Here is a 24,522-nt window from a genome sequence, read left to right as displayed (position 1 = left end):
GATACTCAAAAAAGTTAAAGGTAGATATAGATTTGGATTTAAAAATAAATTTACATTTGCAATTATAACATGATAAATGCACTAGCGGCCAAAAATATGTGCATTTATAAAAATATAAAGATAAATAGATTGATTAAAAACTATAAAGCAGGGAGCTGAAAGTAATGAATGATTTGTTGTACGACAATAGTGAATGGTGTGATATCTGTAGTGCAGTAATCCCAACTGCTGATGTGAAAAATATGTACATTGAGGGCTGCGAGAAAACGCTTTGTAAGTCTTGTCGTGGAGAAGTGGAGCTTAAATTAAAAGTGGTTGAGACTAATGTGATTCAAGATATGTTAAAGCTACTTATTAAAGGGTACGGTATGGATAGAGTAAGGGACTTTGATTTAATAAAAGCGGAGAGATACGCGGAGGAAAAAGAACTAGCTTTTGTAATTGAAAAACGTGGAGGGAAATTCAATCAAGAAAAGCTAGGTGAATTTGTATCGCTTTCTACAAGTGAAATTGTATCGATTCTACAATACTTACAAAAAAAGATTGGTACTCATTTATGGATGAATGCAGTTATTGGTGCGTTACTAGATAGAGGGCTTGTATACACACTGCAGTTAGAAGAAGGTGTTCACGATGACGGAACAACTGACATTCTTGCTGGATGATCTCACAAATTCAAATGCAGCAATCACAAACAAAAAAATTATAGATTTTAGGGAACAGGCGCAACCGTTTGATATAAGAAATGCTCATGCGAAGCACTTGCCAGGACGCGTAGGATTTGCAGATGTGCTTGCGATTATTCCGTGTGATGTATGGAGCGCAGACGAACTGCCACGCTCTGTAAAGCAGGATAATCACTTCGATATGTATATCGACTATGTAACAGCGTTATGGCGGTATAGACGGGCGCAAGAAAAAAGTTTCTTTTGGGACGAAGCAGAAGAGATTTGCAAAGCTGCGAGGGAATCGCAGGAACCGCAGCCATTACGAATTTATTTTGATAGCGGATTTAAACCGCAATATGTAACTAAATATTTGGAGGGTTAAAGATGAAAATTGTAGCAGTAATGGTACCAGTAACGCAGTTTATCAAAACGCCATTCGAGGTAGGTGACTGGGTAGTGTATGAAAATAACGATTGCAAAATGTTTGCGGAAGTAAAGTGTATGGATGTAGAGCAAAAATCAGGACGTATTAAGATTCTAGGTATTTGGGGGAATCGTAGTGTAATGACTGCTGGTGATAAAGGTTGGCAATACGCAGATCACTGCCGTCTAGCAACAGAAGATGAACAATATTGGGAAGAGCGTCGCAGAGTCTTTGCTAAGAAAGGTAGAAAAGAAAATGAGTTTCATTCTGGTGACTTTGTTACTGATGATCGGAATGCTTTTACAGTATTGCACCAAAATCAGGATACAGGCGTAGTTTCAGTGTTCATTATTAACTCTGGTAAAAGGTTAGATATTGAACCGCAAGAACTAGAAGTACTATTCTTTGCAGAAGATGCTGCAGGCTGAACCACTAAAAAGTGCATTTAACGTTTTTGGAATATTGGCAATTTAAAAGGTGAAACAAGATATTGCGTAGAGAAAAATTGATTGGAAAGTTAATAGCTTTAGAGTGTTATAGGACAAAGGACCGCCAGTTGTGGGAATTGGACGAGCTAGAATTGGCGGTCTTACTCGTTATAACGATCATAAAACGGTTAAAGGAGAATGGAATCATGAAATTTGAAATCTTATGTAATTGTGTCATGAATATAGCAGCGGAACTAGATAGAGCGAAGCAAGAAATGGGGAATGCTGCAGTGCTTCCTATTATTGCTACAAAGGAGAATGGAATCCAAGGTGTTATGGTTCAAGCGAATGAAAAAGAAATCCAAGTTACATGTACAAATTGTAATGAATCCGCACGATTCTTATTGCAACCGGGGGAAGAACGATGAAATCTACATATAAATATCATATTTCAACAGTCTTCCCTCACTGGCGTTGTAATCACATTGTAGTAAAAGAAAATGAAAAGATGGCGAAATATCATTTTTACAAACAAATTAAAAAGCAAGGTTTTATTAATATGCCGTTCGAACAGTTTGAGCCATTTATCACTTGTGAATATAAAGGTGTAGTTGATATAGCAACCTTATTTGGTAAAGAAGAGCCATTCCGGAAGATGTGTAACTTTAGAAGAATCCCATTCGCAAAACGCGGAATGCGTGTCGAAGTGCAGGGAAAACCAGGGATGATCGTCGGGAATTGTAAAAATGATTTGTTTATTGTATTAGATGATAACCCTCATAAATTTAGATTTAATCCACATTGGGAAATTGTTTACTTCAATGAAAAAGGTGAAATTATTAAAGACTATCGTAAAGGAGCTTATGCATTATGAGACACACAACAAACCTATATGTAATTACTCCAGAAGAAACGCAGCAGACTTTTGATATTACAGAGTTGTTCGAAATGCAGAAAGAACTAGATAAGCGAATCGGATATAAGGGTAACGATAAGTTAGATATGCTGTTCCGCGGGTTAATAGTCGAAATTGGTGAAGCCTGGAACGAAACAAGGGCCTTTAAAATGTGGAGCACAGGATTTGGAACGCCAAAGGATGGTCTATTGGAAGAGTTAGTTGATGGATTCCACTTTCTAATGAACATCGTAATTGAATTAGATCGTCATACATTAAAAAGAAAACTCGTATCTGGATTTTCGAAACAATACATCATGAAGAAAAACGTGTTGAATGTAAACAGGCTTTTTGAATGGTATATGCAGGATATATTATCAGCTAAACGTGCATGGTGTGAATTTAGAAATTTAAGTGTAGCATTAACCCATTTACATAAAGCGTTCGGTATTTTCTTCCGTCTTTGCTATTTATACGGTTATAAATTTGAAGATGTTGTACAGGCCTACAAGGAGAAGAATAAGGAAAACTTTGAACGCCAAGCGAGCGGATATTGATATGTATACATTTGTTGTTACTTATGAACTACCGCCAATGGAAGGGACGCTAAATGTAGATATAAATGCAAAAGATGAACATGAAGCTTTATATATTGTTAGGAACTTTTTGTATCGTGCTGCTATAGTGCACGGTGCTAAACAAAAATATTATCAAATGTGAATTTTATTAAGAAATGGGGAACGAGAAATGAATGAAGAGGTACAAAGCTTAGTGAAAAAGACACAGGGATGCTTCCCAAAGGCTTTTGTAAATAGTAGTAACGAATTAATATTTGATCCTAGAAGCAACCTTTCTTTCAGATTAGAGGACGTAGAAAATCATTTGGATTTTCTATGCAAGATGTTCGCATGGTTATCAAGACCAATTAGTAAAAGTTTGAGTGATTATAAGTCTAGAAAAATCCTGAAAAGCTTTAATCAGTTATTAGGGAAAAACTTCACAAAAAAAGAAATGTTACTGATTTACGATCGCTTAGGAAACGATGCGAATAGAAAATTATGCATGAAGTTTATTGAATCTAATTATGATTTATCACTGTTGATGAAAAAAGAGATTATTTCGAGTTGCTGTGCATTTGGAACAGATGGTACAGAAGATGTGCATGTGTTAGTAGAGGATTGCCCAATTAAACGGAAAGATACACAACGTGAGCGTAATAAGTATCTATCAGTTCCTAAAGGAATAGAAAATCCTGTATTGCATGAGTGCCAATGTATTTATAAGAGTGGCTATTATGGTGGAGTGCATATGATTCCACCATGTGAGAATTACAAAGGTACGAAGAAAGTAAAAAGAGAAGGAAGAACTCGCTACAAAGTACTTTGTGCAGCATTAGAAAACTGAATAAAAGCGTTATTCGAATAGAAAACAAGGGAGCGATTGAAGTGATTAAAGAGAAAACACTTATGAGTAGTAATAAATATAAATATCAACATATGGACATCAAAGTTTTGGAAAGAGATGGCGATAACGTTTGTGCTTTCAGTGCATCCTTTGTGCATGTTGAACTTAATGGGAAAATTAGTCCTGGTCTAATGGAAGTTAACAAAACACTTTGGGATCAACAGTCCAATAAACGTCCGAAAGGGTTCTGGGTATTAAGGACTGTAAGAAAAGACGATGGAACAACAACTACTGTATTAGCTTCAGATAAATGGTTCTTTGAAACTTTATCACCAGAAGAACGAAAAATCTTTGAACAACGGTTAGATAAAGAAATCGGTAAGCAATCTTAACAAAATAGTTATTTGGTAGAAGGAGGAAGATAAAAAATGAACGCAATGGATTTTTTGAGAATATCGCCACTTATTAACGACTGTCCGAATTGTGGTAATCAATTTGTTGGTAATGGTCAAGGTACATTAGAAGTTGATGACAATATAGTCAAACGTACTTGTAAATGTGGATTTAATTTTGAATACGACGTTAACAATGGAGTAAGTAAAAAGAAAATTAAACAAGTGATTGATGAAGCATTAGAAAAAATGTAACAAAATTCTTATTTGGAAGAGAGAGAGAATAAATGAAAACTAGACGTGAGCAACTAGCTTATATGACTGGACTAGTGGAATATAGTGGAGATCCTGGTTTGGAAGCGGCATATCAATTCGGTGAAAGAAATGGAATTAAAGAAAATATCCATGTTGGGATTCATCAAAAAGGAGAACAAAAAGCTGAATGGCTAATGGGGCAATTAATGAATTTAAAATTAGTGAAAAATAAAAAAAAGATAGAAGTTCCGTATCTAATTGTATTTCATCACACAATTAATACTTGTATGAGATTTTTACACGGAGAAGAAAAGTAAACCAAAACGATATTTTATTAGTACAGGAGAATGAGAAATGAAGTTGCAAGACATAAAAGGAGATAAATCACTTTGGGAGAAAGCGGACATTGATGGTATCGGTAAAACTCTTCTGGTTGAAGAGAGTTATTATGACGGAATTGTAGAATGTATTGAAAAAATACAGGTAGCGCAAATGAACTTTTACAAAGTCATGTTTGCATTCGGTGAACATATTAAAGTCATTAGAGCAAAGAATCGATTTGAAGCGGTCGGGTATTATTTATTGCATGTTATGAAGTACGGAGATATTCATGATGTTGTAGTTGAGGAAATGGAGCCAACTGAAAAAATTGAGTGGGAATGCATTGGGTTCCCTGTTTATAGAACGTTAGAGGAAATTTATAAGGAGAATGAAACAGTTTGGTCAGACGATACGCCATGTGTTGTGGTCGGATTAGCGAGCTAAACAAAGTCCTTATTTGAGAGAAAGAGAGGAAGCAGCATGGGTTACGGAAATAGAGGGATGGCATTTGAACAATTATTAAACATTACTTGTCGCATGTACAAATCAGCGAATGTAGGTATCTTCAATAAACGTCCAACACCGGTGAAAGTTATAAAAACGAATAAAAAAGGTGAAATAACCAAAAGTGCATGGGGAAGTAAATCTACTGTGGATTACGATGGCGTATATAAAGGAAGAGCGGTTTACTTCGAAGCGAAGTCTACTAAAGAAACAAAAAGATTCCCATTAGATAATATAAGTAGACACCAAATTGATTATTTAAATGACACACAAGCGCATGGATCCATTTGTTTCTTTTTAATAGAATTTAGAACAGATCATATTATCTATTTCGTTCCAGTTTCATTAGTGGCAGAATACTATGAAGCTATGCTATATGATGGTGGCCGTAAATCCATTCCAAGGGAAGAATTTGAAAAACATGCGTATGTAGTAGAAAGAACTGATCGTGCTCTCGTAGATTACCTGGTACATGTAGATAAATTAGATTGGCCGGTTTGTAGCTAATGGGACAAACGAAAGATATTAATAAAAGAGCCATACGTATAAAGATAATAAATTTACAGGACCAACATTGTAATGGATGTGAGCACCAATATAAATCCAGCCATTGTTTACATAATTGTGATATAGGTAAACAGATAAATAAATTAGGTACGGCCTTAGGGGGAACTTATGTAGGGGATAAACCTAAAAGGAGAACGAAAGCAGAATGGGATGTATTATGTGCGAAAACATTAATAATGCTAGAAAGTGGAATGACAAAAGTACAGATAGCAAAAGAACTTGAGATACGAGATCCAAGTTATATAAGTGAACAATTAAAAAAGAGGAACCTAAGGTGAAAATTTCACATACCGTAATAAGAGAATAAATGAAAAATAACGAAAGTAATAGTCCACATTTAGAGGGCGTTGATTATGCATAGGATAGCAATTCATCCTATATATAATTCAGCGTCCTCTTTTTATATAAAAGGAGGAACCTGGTATGAAAGATTTAATGGAGCAGTATACCAAAACAAGAAAGACATTAGAAGAATCTAAGGTGGGCGCAACAGAAAAAGATATAAGTATTATTAATGAAATGATTAGTGATATAAATTATGCTCTGGAATGGATGCGTACTGCTAAACAGCCAGGTAAAACAAGAGGGATTGAACGTAGGGCTGCATATGAGCGCGAGAAGCCATGTGATCCTTTATTAATGCAAAGGTATGTACGTAGTACCGTAATACCCGTGTATGAATGGGATACAGAAGTGAAAGAGAGTGTTATTTCTGAATGGGATCGTATACAGCTAGAAGATGCACTATCAACTCTAACAGAAAGAGAAAAGGAAATATATATAATGTCTAGAGGGTATGGATTTACACAGGATAAAATTTCCAACTTTTTAAAATTGCAAAGAACTACTGTTCAAGAATATTTAAAACGAGCGGATAAAAAGATTGGTGAGAGAATGAGTGGAAGTCTATTTTGTATAAGATAGGGGCCAAAAAAATTGTGCTCTTAAAGACATTTAATCTACCATCTAATATTATATTTGTATCCGTAATTAAATTGAAAAATAAAATGCAGAATATTCAAATTATTAAATTGTAAATATCTTGAAACCGCGGTTTCAAAGGTAATAATCGTTGGATTTCACTATTTTTCCGCTTTCTGAAGGGTATATATTTTTATAGCTTTATGTATTAAGATAGAGCTGTGCTAGAAAATACCGGTAAAAAAGCATAAATAAGGAAAAGGGATGGGATTAAAAATGAAGACTGTATTAAGAAATATTGTATCGATGGCTCTTGTACTCGCTTTGTTTACAACTTCTTTCGCTGGAATCTCCAAAGCTCAAGAGATTAATAGTGAAGAAGAAAAATTAGTACAAGAAGTAGCTGCTCAATTGAAGTTTGTTATGGAAGAGGCTGCAGTTAAAGATAAATACGGAAGAATAGTAGATATTGATATTGATATGATAGAAAACAAATATGGTAAAACTGAAGAATTAGAACAATTGAGACAAGAAATCCAACGTGTAAATACACCGCCTGGCTATGAAGATCCATTCAAACAAGAAACAGAAGCTGTAGATAGATGTATAGAAAGAAAACTTATAGCAAATTATGTAGAAGTTCTATCAGTAGGTTTTTTAGGTTCTATTATTGCTAATATTACTAACAAAGAATATGAATTAGCAGCTAGAAAAATGATAAAATTAGGCGTCAAAGGTAATTTAGTTAGTTTAGCTGGTCAACTTGCATGGTATTATGGTAAATGTTTATATGAAGAAGAAGGTTGGACTGGTAAAACTTGGTAAGTGATAAAAAACAACCTCTTATTTTCTAGAGGTTGTTTTTTTTGAAGAAAATAACCACATCATGATTTCAAAAAACACTACTATAAATAGTGTTTTTATAAGGTTTTCAAACCAATTAAATTGATTATGATTTGCATAGTTAAAAGCTAGCAATAGAATATACAGTAGGACTATAAAAATTAACGGTCTCTTATATTTGAAACTCAAATTATTCACCCCTTAAATACTTACTTAGGAAAGTTACCTTAATACTATGTTAACTCAAAGTGCAATCATTTTCAGTGATTTTCTATATTTCTCCACATTTGTAACAGCCACCCTTTTTTAATAATACATTCCCATAATAAATTCTCTTTGAAAAAAATGTCGAAATTTGTCGTCAGAATGCCCCCTATATATGAGAGGCCGAAACCAGCTCTTGTAGTTAGGTGATGAGTGAACATATAGCGTTGCTCTTCCTTATCTGCAAGAGGATTTTACTAAACATACGAGTAAGGAGTTGCGTACCTCGCTTTGTATGTAGTTCTTGATTTCAATACGCAAATGTAATAGTCTTCAAAACTTCATTAATTTAAATGGTCTAAACGGAGGAGAGCTTCTGTTCTCCTTTAAGTTGATACCTGCCTACCTTTAGGGTGTCAATTTAAAGGGGTACGGAAAAATGTCCCGATATAAAATTTAAAAATTCCTGGGAGAACTTTTGCTTCTCTCCTAGTCACTGACGTTAGGCGCGTAGTCATATTTTAAAAATGTAAGAGTGCGGTGGCTAGGAGAGGAATAAAAAAGAGTAGTATCCGTATTGGATGCTATTTTTGTTGTTGTATAGAAATTACACAATAAACATAATGCGGTGATGGAATAGGTAGACATTAATAAGATATAGGAGAACCGTTCCGGTGAGACTGCGTAACGGATAGGTTGATCGAGATAGCGAGAGACTCTCCCCGAACTTAAGTCGGGCACGGATGACGTGTGTTGCCCCTAATGCTAAGGGATACGGTAGATGGAATGAGTCCCCATAGAATCAGCAGGAAGTAAAACGAGGCGTCAGTACACGCCTATCCTATATTATGTAAGGTGCAAATCCTTACCCGCATATTTTTAGTTAAGGAAAGATAAGCGCAAACGTGTTGCATTTAATATGAGGTGATACATATGGAATTAGAATTATTAAATGATTTAACAACAGAATTAAAGACACGAGTTTTATCTGGTGCAGTTACATGGGAGTTAATTAATGCTATTGTATTGGATCGTTTAGAGAGAATAGCAGATAAAGCAACAATGAATGAATTTGGTATAGGGATGTATGGTGTTAAATGGGAAGATGTTAATTTGAAACCATATGCATTACTAGATAATGTTATTGGCGTTAATGATGCTCATCTTATTAGCGGCCTTTCTCCTGGTCATATAAAGAATCTATGTGCAGCAGGTGCTATTGAATCTAAAAAGATTGGCGGAACCTGGGTGATAAATAGAGAGCGGTTTGAAGAGTGGTTCAAGTGTGCATGTAAAAACGAAACAAACTCAACACAAACCAAATATTGTAAGAGGTGATGATAGTGCCAAATGTACATTATACTGCTCATGCAAATAACGAAAGTAAAGATGCTACAGAATACGTAAATGCACTAGCTTATATATCTACTTTTTTACTAGCATATTCAGATCAGAAGGTAATCGGTAAATTATTAGCCCAATCTAACGAAAAGGAATCTGAACTAATTAAAGGGATGACGAGTGGATTGCAACTTATTTTGTCCGAAAACTAGTGTCTCAAAAACAAAACATTATGAGACACTTCATGTATGGGCCTTAAAACCTATAAAAATGGTATAACAAATGTCTCAAAACTATGTCTCAATTAATAATTGATTTTGATACAGGAATTTGATACACTTTTTATATCAAATAACAAGGGATGATGGTGCATGATATTCGGATATGCTAGGGTTTCTACTAAAAAACAAAATTTAGATATGCAATTGGATGAATTAAACCGTTATGGTTGTGAAGAAATAGTTACAGAAAAAGAAAGTGGAGCGAAAAAGGACAGAAAAGAGCTTCAATTATTACTTGGCAAACTTCGTAAAGGTGATACATTGGTTGTTTACAAGTTAGATCGTTTAGGAAGAACCATGCACCAGTTAGTTAATTTATTGCAAGAATTTAATGATAAGGAAATTCACTTTGTTTCTATTAAAGATGGTATTGATACATCTACAACAATGGGAAGGTTTTTATTTCATATATTTGGTGCAATGGCTGAAATGGAACGCGAGGTTATTAATGAACGCGTTGTTAGTGGTGTAGCTGCTGCAAAAGAACGAGGAAAACAAGGTGGTCGCAAACGTGCTCATACTCCGGAACAGATAGAGGGTATGCTAAAAATGGTTGAACAAGGGTTACCTAAAGTTGATGTCTGTAAGATGTTCAATGTTTCAAGGGCAACTTTATATAGATACATAAATGAAGAAGAAAAAAATACGAAAAATTTAAAGTAGCGATTACGCTGCTTTTTTATTTTGTAAAGCAATTAGCGTGAGGTGGTGTAAATGGAGGAAGAAACTATAAACGTTCCTACATGCTCTGTTTGTAATGAGCCGTGCATGTGGACATTAAAAATGCCATTAACTATTACTCATTTTGATAAAACATATCTCCGTGAAGCAAATACGGATAACGCTCATATATGCATTGAGTGTTTAGAGAAGGAAGTACAAACAATTGGATAAGGGGGCAGGTGTTATGTAATTATGGCCAGACAACGAAGTCCAGACCGTAACAAAGCGTATGAAATATTTAAAGAACATAATGGTGATATTACGAATCGTAAAATTGCCGAATTGTTGTCTACATCCGAAAAAACTGTAAGTGAAAAAACGGTTGGCGGATGGAAATCCAAAGATGGATGGATAGACAAATTAAATGGAGTACTCCATAAAAATGAACGGAGTACTCCAAAGAAAGATACGGAGTACTCCAAAAAGAAACCAGGAGCACCCAAGGGTAATAAGAATGCTGTAAACAATCGTGGTGGAGCCAAAAAGGGTAATAAAAATGCTGTTGGTAATTCTGGTGGCGCTGCTCCACTTCGTAATGGTAATGCTGCTACTCATGGTTTATATAGAAAGTACTTACCGCAAGAAATATATGATTTAAAAGAAGAATTAAAAGAAGCAGTTAACAACGATTCCTTAACAATCATTTGGGATAGTATTATGCTGCAGTACACTCAAATCATTCATGCTCAACGTATTATGTTTGTTAAAGACAACGAAGACATGACCAAAGAACTGCGGAAAAATAAACTTACGGAAAGCGGTTATGAGGAAGAGTGGGAAATTCAATTTGCTTGGGATAAGCAAGCTAGTTTCTTAAATGCTCAATCGAAAGCAATGTCAACGCTAGTAAATCTAATTGAAAAATACGATAGATTAGCTAATACAGAAGAACAAAAACTACGAATTGAGAAACTCAAGAAAGAGATCGCTGCAATTAAAGTTGATGGTGATACTAATCAGAATACAGAAGACTGGAAAGAGTCTCTTATGAAGATAGCAGAGCGCAGACGAAAACAAAAGGAAGCTGAAGCTAATGAGTAATACGGCTTTTAGTGAATTTATGGAGATTATCGATGTTTATTGGGATGATCCGGTTGCGTTTGCTGAGGATATGCTGGGTTTTTATCCGGATGAATGGCAGAGAAAAGTTCTTATGGATTTGGCACAAAGTCCAAAGGTTTCAGTGCGTTCTGGCCAAGGTGTAGGTAAAACAGGTCTTGAGTCAGTTGTTGTTATCTGGTTCCTCTGCTGTAGGCCGAATCCAAAAGTTATTTGTACAGCTCCTACAAAGGAACAGTTATTTACTGTACTTTGGGCTGAAATAGCCAAATGGTTAGAAGGAAGTGCAGTTAAGAATCTTCTTAAATGGACTAAAACACGAGTATACATGATTGGTAGTGAAGAACGCTGGTTTGCTACTGCTAGAACAGCAACGAAGCCGGAGAATATGCAGGGTTTCCACGAAGATTATATGTTATTTGTATGTGATGAAGCTTCTGGTATAGCAGATCCTATTATGGAAGCTATACTTGGTACTTTATCTGGCGCAGAAAATAAATTGTTTTTATGCGGAAACCCAACAAGAACAAGCGGTGTATTTTATGATTCTCATAATCGTGACAGAGATTTATATAAAATACATAAAGTCTCTAGCTTAGATAGCCCTCGAACCAGTAAAGACAATATAGAAGTATTGAAAAAGAAATATGGTGAGGGTTCAGATGTTTGGCGTGTACGTGTACTTGGTGAATTTCCTAAAGCAGAAGCAGATGCATTTATCCCGTTAGAAATTGTAGAGCAAGCAGCATCTTGTAAAGTAGAGCCGACTGGTGAAACACTTGACTTAGGTGTTGACGTTGCGCGATTTGGTGATGATGAAACTGTAATTGCTCCAAGGATAGGAAATAAAGTCTTTAAATTATTAAACCACTATAAACAAGATACTATGGAAACTGCTGGTCATGTATTGAAATTAGCTAAGGAATACATGGCAAAGTACAAGCAGTTAAAAAGAGTGGATATAAAAGTCGATGATAGTGGTGTTGGTGGTGGTGTTACGGACAGATTGAAAGAAGTTATTAAATCTGAACGATTACCATTCAAAGTATATCCGGTTGTGAATAACGGGAAGCCGCTTGATGATGAGCATTATGATAATGCAGGTACAGAAGGCTGGGCCGTTGTAAGAGATTTACTTGAAGAGAATATGAAAGCATTTATACAGGGTGAAGAACCTACAATGGAGATTCCAAATGATGAAAAAATGATTTCTCAATTTTCTAGCCGTAAATACAGAATAACAAGTAGAGGTAAGATTGCATTAGAGCGAAAAGAAGAAATGAAGAAACGCGGATTGCAATCACCCGATAGAGCAGATGCTATAGTTCTAGCCTTCTATAAACCGAGAGTAGTTATGGGTGGGAAGGTTAAAAGAGTGTAGTCGGACATTTATTGTTCGGCTATTTCTTTTGCTCTTTATTAATAGAAGAAAGGAGGACATACAAACAATATGAGTGATAAGAAAACAATTAAGAATGTAAAAGTATTTGGTATTAATAAAGCGGCTGATGATCCGAACAACAAGGAAGACAACAGCAAACAAATGGCAGTTGATCCATTCGCTCAAACATATAGTGATAAAGGATTAATTAAACCTCCTTATGATATGGCAGTGCTACTGGATATAAAGGAAAGTAATCCTATTCATTCTGCTTGTATTAGCGCAAAAGTCGATGATATTGCTGGTGTTGGTTTTGACTTTGCCCCTTTTGAAGAAGTAAAAGAAGCCGCGAGCCAGGAGCAATATAAAAGGTTAAAAGAATTTATGAGAAATTGTAATCCGGAAATGACAAGCTCCGAGATCATAAGGGCCGTATGGGATGATTATGAAACAGTTGGCTGGGGCATTATTGAAGTTGTTCGTAATAACAAAGGGGAACCGTCAGAACTATACCACATTCCAGCTCATACAGTTCGTGCTCATAAAGATAAAGTTCGCTTTGCTCAAATCGTAAGTAACAAAGAACGATGGTTTAAAAAGTTCGGTTATCCTGATGAGTTTCGTCTTGATGATGGTAGGGAATTAAATGCAGAAGATATTGCAGAAAGCGGAACAGAAAAAGCCGGAGAAGTAATTGTTATTCGTAAATTCGGTTCTCGTTCTTCTTATTATGGGATACCTAATTATGTTAGTTCTATTGGCTCGATAGTTGGATCTCAAGCAGTAAGAGATTACAATATTAACTTCTTTACAGGAAAGACAATTCCGGATGCTCTGCTATTTATTGAGGGAATCGATGAGATAGATGAGGGAACAGAAAATGAATTAAAAGCGTTTTTCTCTGCAGAAACTAAGGGCGAACATCATAAGTTGGCTGTAGTTCCTGTTCCACCAGGAGCAAAAGCTAGATTGGAAAAAGTCAGCCCTGATGTAAAAGAAGGTAGTTTCCGTTTGTATAAGCAGGATAGCGCAATGGAGATATGCGTGGCCCATCGTGTACCACCTTATCGTATCGGTTGGGCTATGACAGGTTCATTAGGACAAACAACTGCTAAAGAAATGAATGAGATGTATAAGCGTTCTATTATTGAACCTGGACAAGAAATATTGGAACATCGATTAAACAATCAATTGTTCCGTGTATTTGCTGAAATACTAGGCGGTTTAGATTGGTATTTTAAATTAAATGAAATTGATACAGATGATCGTGAAGCAGATTTGAAATATGCAAAAGACAGTTATGAGGGTGGAATATTAAAACTGAATGAGTCCCGTAAAGTGGTAGGTTATGAACCTGTACCAGAAGGGGATAAATTCTATGATGGTAAAACCGAATCTTCTCCGTCTGAACCAATTGCAAAAGCTGCAGATAATGAGCAAGATAACTTAATCGCTATTAGTGCATTTAGGGAAAAGCATGAAGAAATAGAAAAAGCTATGCAAAAGAAGGTAGCGGATTTTTTTCCGAGCAGGGAAAACGGCTCTTAAACCTGCTTCCCGTAATTCGTATTAATAAAGCAGATGAAGAGATTGATCTTGTAATTGCAGAAGCAGAAGTTGATGAATTTCTGGATAGTGTTGATTGGGATGAGGAACGACAAATGTTTGTCGACGAAGTCACGGACACACTACAGGATGATGTAACAGAGTTTGTACAGAGTACTATAGCTTCTAACGGTTTAACCTGGATGGTATTAGATCCAATTGGTGACGTTGCTGCAAAATGGGTAGCTACTTACGCTTTTGAATTAGCAAAGGGAATACATGAAACCACTAAAGATAGATTAAGAGAAACAATGCTAAAGAATCTTAGTGAAGGAATGGGTGTCGATGCATTAAGTGTTTCTATTGCAGATGTGATGTCAGAAGCAAGTAACTACAGAGCAATGATGATTGCACGAACAGAAACAACATATGCAATGAATTACGGCAATTTAATTGCTTATAAGGGCGCAAATAGAAATAAGAAAACATGGCTTACAGGAAATGATGAGCGTGTTTGTAAAGAATGTGGTGGTTTACATGGGGAAACGGTAGATATTGATGATCTATTTAGTAATGGAAAGATGTGTCCGCCAGCTCATCCACATTGCCGCTGCACTATGATTTCAGAAGAGTAATAAAATATACCTATTTGATTGGGGTTTCATCGTCAAAACGTATGCGGCTTTAAATTGGCTATTATGCGTTTTGACAGTGGAGCCCCAATATTTATAGGGAAGGAGGTAAAACGATGGGATACGAACTAAAAAACGCCAATATCAGCTATATTTCATTAGTTACAAAGGGCGCTAATGGTCGTCAATTCGCCATTATGAAAAGCGAATCTGCTAAACAACCAAATATATCAAAGCAAGTTCCGATCCTTAAAACAGAGGAAGAGAAGCAGCTTGTTACAGGTGTTGTGTATGAACCGGATGTAGAAGATTCACACGGGGATACAATGACTGCAGAAGAAATAGAAAAAGCCGCTTATACCTTTATGGAAAATTACCAGCACATCGACAAACAGCATGATGAAATCGCTGGTAAAGGGACAGTTGTTGAAAACTGGATTGCTAAAAGTGATATGACAGTAGGCGAACAGGAAGTACAAGCAGGAACGTGGCTTATGACGGTTCGTGTTGATGATGCAGACACTTGGGAAGAAATTAAAAAAGGTGAAGTCACTGGTTTTTCTATGGGTGGATTTGGTGAACGTGTAGAAATTGCCAAGATTGATGATTTTACTCATGAAGATAAAGGCATTATTCGAAAAATGTTAGATTTCGTAAAAGGTGAAACTCACAAAATCACAAAAGGCGAAGTAAAAGACCGCTTTATTGATGAAAAACAAAAACGTGATTTACGAGCTGTATTTAATTTGTTTGAAGATGTGTTCTATTGGGAGATTTGGGAAAGTAATCCCGATATCGACCGTATGGCAGCTGCTCTTGATGATATGAAGGATATACTTTCTTCTATTAAAGGCGGTTATACCATCGCAAAATCAGAAGATAGTATACAAGCAGAAAACATTGTATTAGAAAGTATTAAAAAAGCTGGGAAAGTATTATCCCAAAAGAATCATGAAAAATTAGATGAAGCATTAGCTTTAATTAGTGAAATAAAAGAAGCTGCTTCACCACAGGAGGAAGACGAAATGAAAGCAGAAGATATTGCAGAAATTGTTAAACAAGCGGTAGAGCCACTAACTACTAAGTTAGATAAGATTGAAAAGCAAGTGAATGGAGAAGAAACACCAACACCAGAAGAGCTAACAGAGGAAGAGAAAACTGCAGCAGTTATCCAAAAAGCATTAGAGCCATTTGCTGAACGTCTTGAAAATATCGAAAAAGCTGCCTCTATTCGTAAAAGTTTAGATCCAGACGAAGAATACATTCCAGGGCAACAACCAATTAAAAAATCTATATGGACAGGCGTTAACCTGTAATATAAGGAGGAAATATTAATATGGGAACAACATACAACAATCAGCAATTATTAAAGCGTCTATCTAAAATTGAAAAGACAATTACTACAGGATCAGTTTCTTCTGGTTTATTAAATCCGGAGCAAAGTAAAGAATTCTTTAGAATGGCATTCGACGCAACACCATTCTCTCAATTACATCGAAAAGAAATGCGTAAAGCAAAACAAGGTGTACTTGATAAAGTTGGTATTGGCGGCCGCATTCTACGTAAGAAAACAGAGAATAAAGATGAGGATTACCGTGCAGGTGTTACTACATCAACTATTCCATACAATACAAAAGCACTCCGTCTACCTTGGGAAATTACAGAAGAAACGCTGCGTGAAAATATTGAAGGGGAAGGCTTTGAAGATACTGTAATGACACTTATGTCAACTCAAACAGGTATTGATCTAGAGGATTTACACTGGAATGGTGATGTTGAATCATCTGATCCGTTTTTATCAATTAACGATGGCTGGTTGAAGAAGATTCTAAAATCAAAAGAATCGCATATTATTGACCACGCTAAACTAGTAACTGGTACAGGGGAAGAAGCAAAAGCTAATGGATTTGGTAAAGGTTCGATCTTTGCTTTATCTGGTGTAATGCCAAATAAATATAAAAATAGTAATCTACGTTGGATTATGTCACCAAATCGTAGAGAAAAATGGATTGAATATTTAACAAACCGTCCAACCGGAGCGGGAGACGCAGCGTTATTAGGCGCTGGCGATCAAGTAAATAAACCAATGGGTTATGGGATTGTTACGGTTCCTTCTTTATCAGATGACATTATTATTCTTGCGGATCCACGTAACTTTATTGCTGTTAACACATATGAAACTCGCATTCGTAAAACAACGGAAGGTAAATCTGCAGTAATGGAAGATAAACGATTCTATGTAATCCACTTTGATGATGATGCTGTAATTCAAGAAATGGATGCAGTAGCAATTCTAACAAATATTCCGGATACGTTTGGAGCCTAATATCCAGGCGTATTTTTTATGGAGACAAACTCTTTGTTGTTAGGGTTTTGAATGTATACTTTTTTAATATTTTCTTATTTTTAATAAAAAACGAGATATAACCAATAAAACCAATAATACGAATGTAAACTTTCATACAATAGTTTACATTCGTGAAAGGGGTGTTAATTATGAAAGTAGTTACGCTGCGATACGGTGGCACTTACACCGCTTATGGACAAAAGTTTAAGAATGGCCAAGAAGAAACAGTTGCAAATGAAAAAGCTGATTACCTTGTAAGTACTGGACATTTTGAACTTGTAAAAGAAGTCGATAAGAAGGAGAAAGAAACATAATGGATATTACCTTGCAGGACATTAAAGACCGCGTAAATGTGCAGAAGATGCCTGATACAGTAATTCAAGAACTAATAGATTACTATACAGTTATTGTTAGAAAGTATTTAAGAGTTAAGCCGGAGAATCCAATGAAAGAAGTCATTCAAACAAGCAAACTAGCTTGGCTTTCTTTTCCTGCTGAATCTATAGCAAAAGTCACTCATGTTAGTTCGAAACAAGATATGACCGATTCTATTACTGTAAATGGCCGTATTGTTTATGGTTTATCCGAAAATCAATTGTATGAATTCGAATATAAGATACAAGATTATGCTGATCTGCAGGTACTTATAAAGAAATGTATTATTGATTTGGTTGTTTCTGCAGTAGTTCGTGCTAACTTACAACGAAAAGGTATGAAAACATCGGAGAGTATTGGCGATTATTCTTACCAGATTAGCCCAGAAACGCTGGATGAACCAGCAACAAACAATAAGATACTCAATGGTTTAAAAAGCTTTAGAGCAAGAGTTAAGCCGGTGATGGCTACATGAATACGTACTTCGATGATGGTGATATGGATGATTTATATATTCATGAGGTAGTAGTAAAACGAAAAATGAAAAAGAAACAATCCGCTGGTAACTATGCGGAAGTACCAGTGGACGTTTACGAGAAGATGATTTGCCGTGTAACTACTAATTCTGCTACTGATAATGAGAGATTTAAGCGTGATAAACAAAATTTTGATACAACCTTTAAGATATATGCACCTGCTTCTTACATAATTAAACCAAATGATCTTATTCATTTCAAAAATGAAGATGTGGGTGTTGATTATACATTTGAAGTAAAAGGAGAGCCGCGTAATCCTGCATTTATGAATCATCACATTGAAATTTATTGCGAAAAGGTATGATTCTATATGGCGAATTCAGTAGAAATTGAGTACTCAAGTAATATGGAGCAAGTAAAGACGCATATTAACGCTATGTGTGTTGAAAAAGTCACAGCAGCATCTATTCATTTACAAAATCAAGTTAAGAAGAATCTCACAGGTAGCCGTAGCGGTAAGCAATACAAAATACCTCATACGAGTCGTAAATATACTGCTTCTAAACCAGGTGAAGCTCCTGCTGTTCGTACCGGTGACTTGTTAAATTCGATTAAATACAATGTTAAACGGTCACAATCAGAGGTATTGGGTGCAGTAGGGAGCGATTTGAAAAAAGCAATATGGCTTGAAACTGGTACAAGTCATATGGAAGCCCGTCCATTCCTATTAAAAGCGTTTGAAAAAGAACGTAGAGAACTTAAAAGAATGATGGGAGGGTAATACATGTCTAACGCTATTGCAGCTATTAGAATGCTTGTAGAGAACGATGAAATAATAAAAGATAATCTATCAGAGTATGGTGAAGGCGAGGACAAAGGGCCTGCTCTTTCATTCCAAACTGCACAAGATGATATGGAAATGCCTTATGTAGTGATGAGAATTGAAGCAGATAATCCGGATGATGTTGAAATTATAGATCGTATGATTCTAAATTTCGATGTGTATTGTGATAATGGGGATTATGATAAGGCAAAGTTAATTGCTACACGTATTGAGAAGTTACTAGATAGAGAAGTGGGTTTAAAAGATGATGGGATACTTTCTATACATCGTGCAGGGAAACTGCCGGTACCGGATGAAGACCCATCTATCATTCATATAAATGCAAAATTTCTTGTCCGAACCATGCGAACGGACTTGTATTAGGGGGTAGGACAAATGAGCTGGAAATTAATTAATGGTGTCCGTGAAGGGACTACAGATAATTTTGTTATCGGTCCTGGTGTCATGTACAAAGGATTTAAAAGTGTAAAAGAATTAGGTGAACTTGTAGGAGCGACTACAGGCGGAACTAAAGTGGGTTTTGATCGTGAGTATTATGATGCAGATATTGATGGTGTGCTAGGTAAAATGGTGCGTGGTAAGTGGTTATTAAAAGATGAACCACATGTAGAACTTACATTAGTAGAGTTCACAAAAGAAAACCTGCAGTTAGCTTTACCTGGTATGACGGTAGATAGTACAACTGAAGAAGAATACGATATTATGAAACCTTCAAATGATATTCCAGATTCAAATTATCATGATATTGCACTCATTGGCATGATTTCGGGTAGTGAGCTACCAGTTATTTTTGTAATTCGTAATGCAATGGTAGTTTCCTCTATTGAAGTAGATCTTAAAGACGGTAAAGGAACGGTTGGTTTGAAATGTAAATTTATTGGTCATTACAGTGAATCTGCACCAACTACACCACCATACGAAATTTATTTACCAAAGAAAAAGAAAACAACAGTACAAAAAGCACCGGCTACCGCATAAATGGTAGTCGGTTTTCTATTACATAAAACGAGCTAAATGCTAAAAGGAGAGAACAAAATGGCTTCTATTTTAGAAAAAATGATGAATACCGGTACAGAAATTACAATCCTAGGCGAAAAGGTAGCAATGCGCCGATTAAATGTAACGGACGTTTGGCGATTTGCAAAAATTATCTCAAAGGTTGGACGCAGTGCAATGGCTAACTTTGCTGGTTTCGGTAAGGATAAGCAAGAAATGGATGAACTAACTAAAGCTGCTGAATCTCTTCCAGAAGAAGAAAAACAAGCGCAATTATCTGCACTTAAAGAGAAGCAACAACAAAAAGGATTAGAATTTGCTTTCCGTGTTCTAACGATGATCCCTGCTTGCGAAGATGATTTTACAGAGTTCTTTGCTAGTTTATTAAAAGTGAAAGCAGAAGAATTTAGACAGTTCCCTCCGGAAGCAATGGTTGCTGTTATACAGGGCCTATTAGAAAGTGAAGACTTAATGACTTTTTTCAACCAGGTCAAGGGACTCGTGAAAGTTCAGAGCGAGAAATGGAGCCAATCAGCAGTAATTCCAGCAGTAGCTCCGATTCAAGCGTAAATGAAAATTCAGATGAATATTTAGAAGAAGCCGAACAAAACATGTTACGTGCTTTCGACAAGATCCAAAAGCGGTATGGATGGACAGATGAATATGTCTTATCTATACCGTATTCGCGTTTAATGGACCTATTTTCTTTAATTGCACGAGAAGAGCAGCAAGAAGAACTAAATGAGTGGAAGAAGATGGCGTTCATTGGCTTTCAAACTCGTCAACTAGAAGAAGGTACTACTTTTAATGATTATCTTCAAGCTTTTGGACTAACTGACACCCAGGACAATAAAGAGTCATCTTATGAAATGGGTGAAGTATGGACGAAAGAAGAGTGTGAAGCGCATGTTGAGCAGATTATGGCTCAATTCCAGGAAGACGACGATGAAGAATAAAATGGTTATCGGCCCCAGAAGGGGGTGCGTAAATGTTAGCTGAAATGTTCCAACTGTTCGGAACGATTGGTATTAAAGCAGAAGGCGCTTATAAAGATTTACAACAGTTTGAAGATCGAGTACAAAAGACTGCAAATGGAATGCATGATAAATTCCAAAAGGCAGGGGAATCCATTAGTCATGTAGGTAACAAAATGAAAGATGTTGGTACAAACATGACAACGGGCGTTTCCTTACCTTTAGCTGGTATTGGTGCTGCAGCTGTAAAAGTAGCTTCTGATTTTGATACTTCTCAAAGAAACATCCAATCTTCTTTAGGTCTTACTGAAAAAGGTGCTGAAAACCTTGGTAAAATCGCAAAAGAAACTTGGAAAGATGGATTTGGCCAAAGTATTGAAGAAGTGGATCAGTCTCTTATAAAAGTGTATCAGAATATGAAAGACGTTCCTCACGAAGAATTAGAAGAAGCTACAAAAAGCGCTATGACACTAGGTAAAACGTTTGATTCTGATATTAACGAGGTAACTCGTGGTGCAGGGCAGTTAATGAATCAGTTTGGTATTTCTTCAAAGGAAGCATTCGATTTATTTGCTGCTGGTGGACAAGAAGGTTTGAACTATTCAAATGAAATGTTTGATAATGTGGCCGAATATGCGCCATTGTACAAACAAGCCGGTTTCTCTGCTAACGAGATGTTTACCATTATGGCAAACGGGACTCGTGATGGCAGTTATAATCTCGATTACATTAACGACCTTGTAAAAGAGTTCGGTATTCGGGTACAGGATGGTTCTAAAGGTGTATCTGATGCCTTTGCTGAAATGTCACCCCAAACACAAAAGGTCTGGGATAACTTCAACAAAGGTAAAGGAACTTCTGCAGATGTGTTTAATGCCGTCTTAGGTGATTTAGGTAAGATGGACGATAAAGTAAAAGCAAACCAACTTGGTGTTGCTGTATTCGGTACAAAATGGGAAGACATGGGTGCTCAAGCTGTCTTAGGTCTTAATAATGCAAATGGTGCGTTAGGCGATGTCGAGGGCACAATGGGAAAAATGCAGAAGACGCAGCAAGAAGCTTTTGGTGTTCGTTGGCAAAAGTTAATGCGTACTACAATGGCATCTTTAGAACCATTAGGACAAGCTATTTTAGATATTGCAGAAGTGGCACTCCCTCCAATTATTAAAGCAGTAGAAGTTGCTGCAAAAGCATTTAGTTCTATGCCTAAGCCAATTCAAATTGGTGTTGTAGCAATTTTAGGTATGGTTGCTGTCTTAGGTCCATTAGTGGCCATGATGGGCTTTATGACAAGTGGAGTTGGTGCATTTGTTGGTTCATTAAGGTTCCTAGTACCAATACTTACTAAAGTACCATTATTATTTACAGGTATTCTTAAAGTCGGCCCTAAACTTATCGGTATGTTTGGTGGAATTGGGAAAGCTCTAGCGCTGTTGGGCAGATCCATGATGACCTTACTGATGAATCCTTGGACGATTGCCATACTAGCAATTGTAGGATTAGTATATCTTATTTATAAAAACTGGGATGACATAGTTAAATACACCAAAAAAGCTGTTAAATGGATTGGTGATGTCTGCTCTAAGGCTTGGAACGCAACTGTAAAAGGTGCGAAAAAGGCATGGAATGGTTTAGGTAAGTTCTTCTCTGGATTCTGGGAAGGTACGAAAAAGGTATTCAGTTCTGCAATGTCATTCATAGGTAAAATATTTTCAAAAGCTTGGGATGGCTATGTAAAAATAGTTAAATGGTATTTTAACTTGTTGAAAAATATAATCGAATTCGGTTGGAATGCTATTAAATTCATCTTCAAATTTGCATTAGATGGATTGAAAAAAATTGTAGATGGCACATGGAAATTCATTAAAAATAGTGCCCAAAAGGCAGTTAATACCTGGAAGAAAATTTTCACTACTGGATGGAATGCTGTTAAAAGAATTTTCTCTATGGCTTTAGCAATAATAAAGCAGTACGTAAAAACCGAATTCGAAAAAATGAAAAATACAATATCCAGTGTTTTTAATACGATTAAGGAAATTGTAAAGAAAGCCTGGGACGCAATTAAATCAACCTTTACTACAGTATTAAAGTTCTTAAAAGATTTTGTGAAATCTTCTTGGGAATCTATTAAAGATACAATTTCTAGCGTTATGAACACAATTAAAAATGTGATTCAATCGGCTTGGAATTTTATAAAGTTTACAATCATTAATGCAGTTCGTGAATTTGTTGGGTTTGTAATTACTAATTTCAACAAATTATATAACACGATAACTGATGTTGTGGGCGGTATAAAAGAATTTATTGTTAGTAACTTTAAAACTATAAAGAAAGCAATCACTGGTGCATTTACAGGGGTTGTAGATACTGTAAAAGATGTATTCAGTAAAGTTGGTTCTATAGTAAAAAATGTAGCAAAAGATGCAGTTAGCTGGGGAAAAGATATTATTGCTGGTATTGGTGAAGGTATGTCCGGTATGGCAGATTGGCTTATAAAAAAAGCTAAAGGAGTTGTTTCGGGAATACCTAAAGCCGTATTAAAGTTCTTTGGGATCCGAAGCCCATCCCGGTTAATGATGGAATACGGGGGCTATATTACAGAAGGTCTTGGTGTAGGGATGGAAAAAATGATTCCTGCAGTAGACAAAGCTTCTGAACTATTAAATAAAGCTGTCGTTCCACCTAAACCAATGAAACTAGTAACCGATGTATCTAATCAAATTGGACAAATGGGCGCACGTTCTGCTGATCTAATCGGTAAAACTGCACATCCATTTGCTGGACAAACTCACGTTGAGAAGAAAACAGATAATGGCGTATCAATTCAAAATGCTACATTTAAAGTCTCTGTTGAAAAACTACAATCTGCAGACGACTTTGTAAAAATGAGAAAGCTGCTACAAAACGTAGTTGCTGATGATCTAATGGGAATGGCGGTGCGAAATGTATGAGTATATTAAAAACATTGCATAGAAGAGGTGGTTCATACCATCTCTTAGGAAAGGCTGCAGAGTTAAAAGACACAATACGATATACCATTGATTTCTCATGGCCAGGGACATATAACTTTTCGTTTTTGTCACAGGTTCCTATTGGTTCTGATGGCATGTTACCAGATAAGTACTTTATTGTTCGGGTAAATGGTATTGAGAGATTTAGAGCAAGAGGACCTTATGACTGGGAAGCAAGAGAAATCTTTGTAGGTGCAGGGCCACAAACAATTGAATTTACAACAATCGGTTATGGTTCCTCTGACATAGCATATATACGCGACGTACATTACTATGCATTTGGGCATGTACCTAATATCGAAAAGATTGAACAAACAAAATTACCAAAATCACTAGATGGCTTAAAATTACATAATGTCATGCATGGATACCCGCGTTCTCAAAGTGCAGGTAGCAAAGGTTGTGAAGTAGAATTCACTGTACTATTTAAAGATATCAGTTATTGGCGTGATTTCATGAGGGAAATATACCGTCCTCATATTATTACTGGTGATTACGGTACCTACGGGGGTATAATTCCGCCGAATGAAGTAGATGCAATACGAAAAGGAACGTTAGTCATAGCAAAATGTAAATTAATATCTATGTCACAAGCAGGAATAGGAGTTGATGGAATGTGAGAGAAGGATCTATTTCTTTAATTAGAATGTTGGGGAGCTATTTCCAGGTTGGGAATAACTCCCCTAATTTAATTGTTTATATGAAAAGAAG

At 36.1% G+C, this 24,522-nt stretch carries 36 protein-coding genes; all 36 read left to right on the top strand.

The features are described from left to right. The first annotated feature begins 164 nt into the window (after positions 1–164). The 36 genes from ACTFRM_RS30475 to ACTFRM_RS30300 all read left to right on the top strand — a co-directional run bounded on the left by ACTFRM_RS30475 (position 165) and on the right by ACTFRM_RS30300 (position 24,431). Positions 165–665, top strand: coding sequence for a hypothetical protein (locus ACTFRM_RS30475; RefSeq protein ID WP_440043844.1), 501 nt, complete (start codon positions 165–167; stop codon positions 663–665). After that, a complete protein-coding gene (locus ACTFRM_RS30470) occupies positions 634–1,050 on the top strand; it encodes a cell division protein SepF (RefSeq protein WP_440043843.1) in 417 nt (138 codons plus the stop codon). Before ACTFRM_RS30475 ends, ACTFRM_RS30470 begins: the two co-directional genes overlap by 32 nt. 2 nt (positions 1,051–1,052) lie before the next feature. Further along, positions 1,053–1,520 carry a hypothetical protein gene (locus ACTFRM_RS30465; RefSeq protein ID WP_440043842.1) on the top strand — a complete coding sequence of 156 codons (468 nt, stop codon included), beginning with the start codon at positions 1,053–1,055 and terminating at the stop codon, positions 1,518–1,520. A gap of 206 nt (positions 1,521–1,726) precedes the next feature. After that, positions 1,727–1,948, top strand: coding sequence for a hypothetical protein (locus ACTFRM_RS30460; protein ID WP_440043841.1), 222 nt, complete (start codon positions 1,727–1,729; stop codon positions 1,946–1,948). Then, positions 1,945–2,394: a hypothetical protein gene (locus ACTFRM_RS30455; protein ID WP_440043840.1), complete on the top strand. Its 450-nt coding sequence runs from the start codon at positions 1,945–1,947 to the stop codon at positions 2,392–2,394. The genes ACTFRM_RS30460 and ACTFRM_RS30455 overlap by 4 nt, the downstream gene beginning before the upstream one ends. Further along, entirely contained in the window at positions 2,391–2,972 is a 582-nt protein-coding gene (locus ACTFRM_RS30450; protein WP_001216606.1) for a dUTP diphosphatase, read from the top strand. The genes ACTFRM_RS30455 and ACTFRM_RS30450 overlap by 4 nt, the downstream gene beginning before the upstream one ends. Then, a complete protein-coding gene (locus ACTFRM_RS30445) occupies positions 2,947–3,135 on the top strand; it encodes a hypothetical protein (protein ID WP_002204940.1) in 189 nt (62 codons plus the stop codon). The genes ACTFRM_RS30450 and ACTFRM_RS30445 overlap by 26 nt, the downstream gene beginning before the upstream one ends. Positions 3,136–3,162: 27 nt before the next feature. Beyond that, positions 3,163–3,819 carry a hypothetical protein gene (locus tag ACTFRM_RS30440; RefSeq protein WP_440043839.1) on the top strand — a complete coding sequence of 219 codons (657 nt, stop codon included), beginning with the start codon at positions 3,163–3,165 and terminating at the stop codon, positions 3,817–3,819. Next, on the top strand, positions 3,798–4,211 hold the full coding sequence (locus tag ACTFRM_RS30435; protein WP_440043838.1) for a hypothetical protein: 414 nt from the start codon (positions 3,798–3,800) through the stop codon (positions 4,209–4,211). The genes ACTFRM_RS30440 and ACTFRM_RS30435 overlap by 22 nt, the downstream gene beginning before the upstream one ends. 36 nt (positions 4,212–4,247) lie before the next feature. Beyond that, positions 4,248–4,466, top strand: a complete 219-nt coding sequence (locus ACTFRM_RS30430; RefSeq protein WP_000993189.1) for a DUF3797 domain-containing protein — start codon at positions 4,248–4,250, stop codon at positions 4,464–4,466. 32 nt (positions 4,467–4,498) lie between these two features. Further along, a complete protein-coding gene (locus ACTFRM_RS30425) occupies positions 4,499–4,783 on the top strand; it encodes a hypothetical protein (protein WP_000857767.1) in 285 nt (94 codons plus the stop codon). A 37-nt stretch (positions 4,784–4,820) separates the two neighbouring features. Further along, the gene (locus ACTFRM_RS30420) at positions 4,821–5,231 is read left to right on the top strand and encodes a hypothetical protein (RefSeq protein WP_000775716.1); all 411 of its coding nucleotides are present in this window, start codon (positions 4,821–4,823) and stop codon (positions 5,229–5,231) included. Between the two features lie 36 nt (positions 5,232–5,267). Then, positions 5,268–5,798, top strand: coding sequence for a Holliday junction resolvase RecU (locus ACTFRM_RS30415; protein ID WP_000540407.1), 531 nt, complete (start codon positions 5,268–5,270; stop codon positions 5,796–5,798). Continuing rightward, positions 5,798–6,136, top strand: a complete 339-nt coding sequence (locus ACTFRM_RS30410; protein ID WP_440021386.1) for a zinc-finger domain-containing protein — start codon at positions 5,798–5,800, stop codon at positions 6,134–6,136. Before ACTFRM_RS30415 ends, ACTFRM_RS30410 begins: the two co-directional genes overlap by 1 nt. A gap of 145 nt (positions 6,137–6,281) precedes the next feature. Next, positions 6,282–6,782, top strand: coding sequence for a sigma factor-like helix-turn-helix DNA-binding protein (locus ACTFRM_RS30405; protein ID WP_088338735.1), 501 nt, complete (start codon positions 6,282–6,284; stop codon positions 6,780–6,782). Positions 6,783–7,043: 261 nt separating this feature from the next. Further along, on the top strand, positions 7,044–7,604 hold the full coding sequence (locus ACTFRM_RS30400; protein ID WP_088338736.1) for a hypothetical protein: 561 nt from the start codon (positions 7,044–7,046) through the stop codon (positions 7,602–7,604). A gap of 1,155 nt (positions 7,605–8,759) precedes the next feature. Next, positions 8,760–9,164: a helix-turn-helix domain-containing protein gene (locus ACTFRM_RS30395; protein WP_440043837.1), complete on the top strand. Its 405-nt coding sequence runs from the start codon at positions 8,760–8,762 to the stop codon at positions 9,162–9,164. Further along, positions 9,164–9,379 (top strand): hypothetical protein, encoded by a 216-nt coding sequence (locus ACTFRM_RS30390; RefSeq protein ID WP_033703550.1) that lies wholly within the window; start codon positions 9,164–9,166, stop codon positions 9,377–9,379. Before ACTFRM_RS30395 ends, ACTFRM_RS30390 begins: the two co-directional genes overlap by 1 nt. Before the next feature lie 159 nt (positions 9,380–9,538). Continuing rightward, positions 9,539–10,111: a recombinase family protein gene (locus ACTFRM_RS30385; protein ID WP_000576168.1), complete on the top strand. Its 573-nt coding sequence runs from the start codon at positions 9,539–9,541 to the stop codon at positions 10,109–10,111. A 51-nt stretch (positions 10,112–10,162) separates the two neighbouring features. Next, a complete protein-coding gene (locus ACTFRM_RS30380; protein ID WP_000390790.1) occupies positions 10,163–10,342 on the top strand; it encodes a hypothetical protein in 180 nt (59 codons plus the stop codon). 21 nt (positions 10,343–10,363) lie between these two features. Continuing rightward, positions 10,364–11,212, top strand: a complete 849-nt coding sequence (gene terS / locus ACTFRM_RS30375; protein ID WP_161508375.1) for a phage terminase small subunit — start codon at positions 10,364–10,366, stop codon at positions 11,210–11,212. After that, the gene (locus ACTFRM_RS30370) at positions 11,205–12,611 is read left to right on the top strand and encodes a DEAD/DEAH box helicase family protein (protein ID WP_440043836.1); all 1,407 of its coding nucleotides are present in this window, start codon (positions 11,205–11,207) and stop codon (positions 12,609–12,611) included. Before terS ends, ACTFRM_RS30370 begins: the two co-directional genes overlap by 8 nt. A 69-nt stretch (positions 12,612–12,680) precedes the next feature. Next, the gene (locus tag ACTFRM_RS30365) at positions 12,681–14,159 is read left to right on the top strand and encodes a phage portal protein (RefSeq protein ID WP_001280905.1); all 1,479 of its coding nucleotides are present in this window, start codon (positions 12,681–12,683) and stop codon (positions 14,157–14,159) included. A 113-nt stretch (positions 14,160–14,272) separates the two neighbouring features. Further along, positions 14,273–14,791, top strand: coding sequence for a phage head morphogenesis protein (locus tag ACTFRM_RS30360; protein ID WP_000496054.1), 519 nt, complete (start codon positions 14,273–14,275; stop codon positions 14,789–14,791). A gap of 113 nt (positions 14,792–14,904) precedes the next feature. After that, positions 14,905–16,104, top strand: coding sequence for an XkdF-like putative serine protease domain-containing protein (locus ACTFRM_RS30355; protein WP_000540220.1), 1,200 nt, complete (start codon positions 14,905–14,907; stop codon positions 16,102–16,104). 20 nt (positions 16,105–16,124) lie between these two features. Next, positions 16,125–17,114 (top strand): hypothetical protein, encoded by a 990-nt coding sequence (locus ACTFRM_RS30350; RefSeq protein WP_000537552.1) that lies wholly within the window; start codon positions 16,125–16,127, stop codon positions 17,112–17,114. A 170-nt stretch (positions 17,115–17,284) separates the two neighbouring features. Beyond that, a complete protein-coding gene (locus ACTFRM_RS30345) occupies positions 17,285–17,449 on the top strand; it encodes a YqbF domain-containing protein (RefSeq protein WP_000869888.1) in 165 nt (54 codons plus the stop codon). After that, positions 17,449–17,985, top strand: a complete 537-nt coding sequence (locus ACTFRM_RS30340; RefSeq protein ID WP_440043835.1) for a hypothetical protein — start codon at positions 17,449–17,451, stop codon at positions 17,983–17,985. Before ACTFRM_RS30345 ends, ACTFRM_RS30340 begins: the two co-directional genes overlap by 1 nt. After that, on the top strand, positions 17,982–18,350 hold the full coding sequence (locus ACTFRM_RS30335) for a hypothetical protein (protein WP_078186924.1): 369 nt from the start codon (positions 17,982–17,984) through the stop codon (positions 18,348–18,350). The genes ACTFRM_RS30340 and ACTFRM_RS30335 overlap by 4 nt, the downstream gene beginning before the upstream one ends. A gap of 6 nt (positions 18,351–18,356) precedes the next feature. Further along, the gene (locus ACTFRM_RS30330) at positions 18,357–18,767 is read left to right on the top strand and encodes an HK97-gp10 family putative phage morphogenesis protein (RefSeq protein WP_000024034.1); all 411 of its coding nucleotides are present in this window, start codon (positions 18,357–18,359) and stop codon (positions 18,765–18,767) included. Between the two features lie 3 nt (positions 18,768–18,770). Next, the gene (locus tag ACTFRM_RS30325; RefSeq protein ID WP_000063400.1) at positions 18,771–19,193 is read left to right on the top strand and encodes a hypothetical protein; all 423 of its coding nucleotides are present in this window, start codon (positions 18,771–18,773) and stop codon (positions 19,191–19,193) included. Between the two features lie 12 nt (positions 19,194–19,205). Beyond that, a complete protein-coding gene (locus ACTFRM_RS30320; protein ID WP_000118570.1) occupies positions 19,206–19,808 on the top strand; it encodes a hypothetical protein in 603 nt (200 codons plus the stop codon). Positions 19,809–19,865: 57 nt separating this feature from the next. Further along, positions 19,866–20,396 (top strand): hypothetical protein, encoded by a 531-nt coding sequence (locus ACTFRM_RS30315; RefSeq protein ID WP_440043834.1) that lies wholly within the window; start codon positions 19,866–19,868, stop codon positions 20,394–20,396. Then, complete coding sequence (locus ACTFRM_RS30310; RefSeq protein ID WP_002204937.1) at positions 20,348–20,782, top strand: hypothetical protein; 435 nt, start codon at positions 20,348–20,350, stop codon at positions 20,780–20,782. The genes ACTFRM_RS30315 and ACTFRM_RS30310 overlap by 49 nt, the downstream gene beginning before the upstream one ends. Positions 20,783–20,814: 32 nt before the next feature. Beyond that, positions 20,815–23,751 (top strand): phage tail tape measure protein, encoded by a 2,937-nt coding sequence (locus ACTFRM_RS30305; RefSeq protein ID WP_440043833.1) that lies wholly within the window; start codon positions 20,815–20,817, stop codon positions 23,749–23,751. Then, complete coding sequence (locus ACTFRM_RS30300) at positions 23,748–24,431, top strand: hypothetical protein (protein ID WP_000025604.1); 684 nt, start codon at positions 23,748–23,750, stop codon at positions 24,429–24,431. Before ACTFRM_RS30305 ends, ACTFRM_RS30300 begins: the two co-directional genes overlap by 4 nt. Positions 24,432–24,522 lie beyond the last annotated feature (91 nt).

The sequence above is a fragment of the Bacillus cereus group sp. MYBK227-1 genome (assembly GCF_051916325.1).
Lineage (GTDB): Bacteria > Bacillota > Bacilli > Bacillales > Bacillaceae_G > Bacillus_A > Bacillus_A cereus.
This window is presented reverse-complemented; position numbering and strand designations above follow the sequence as displayed.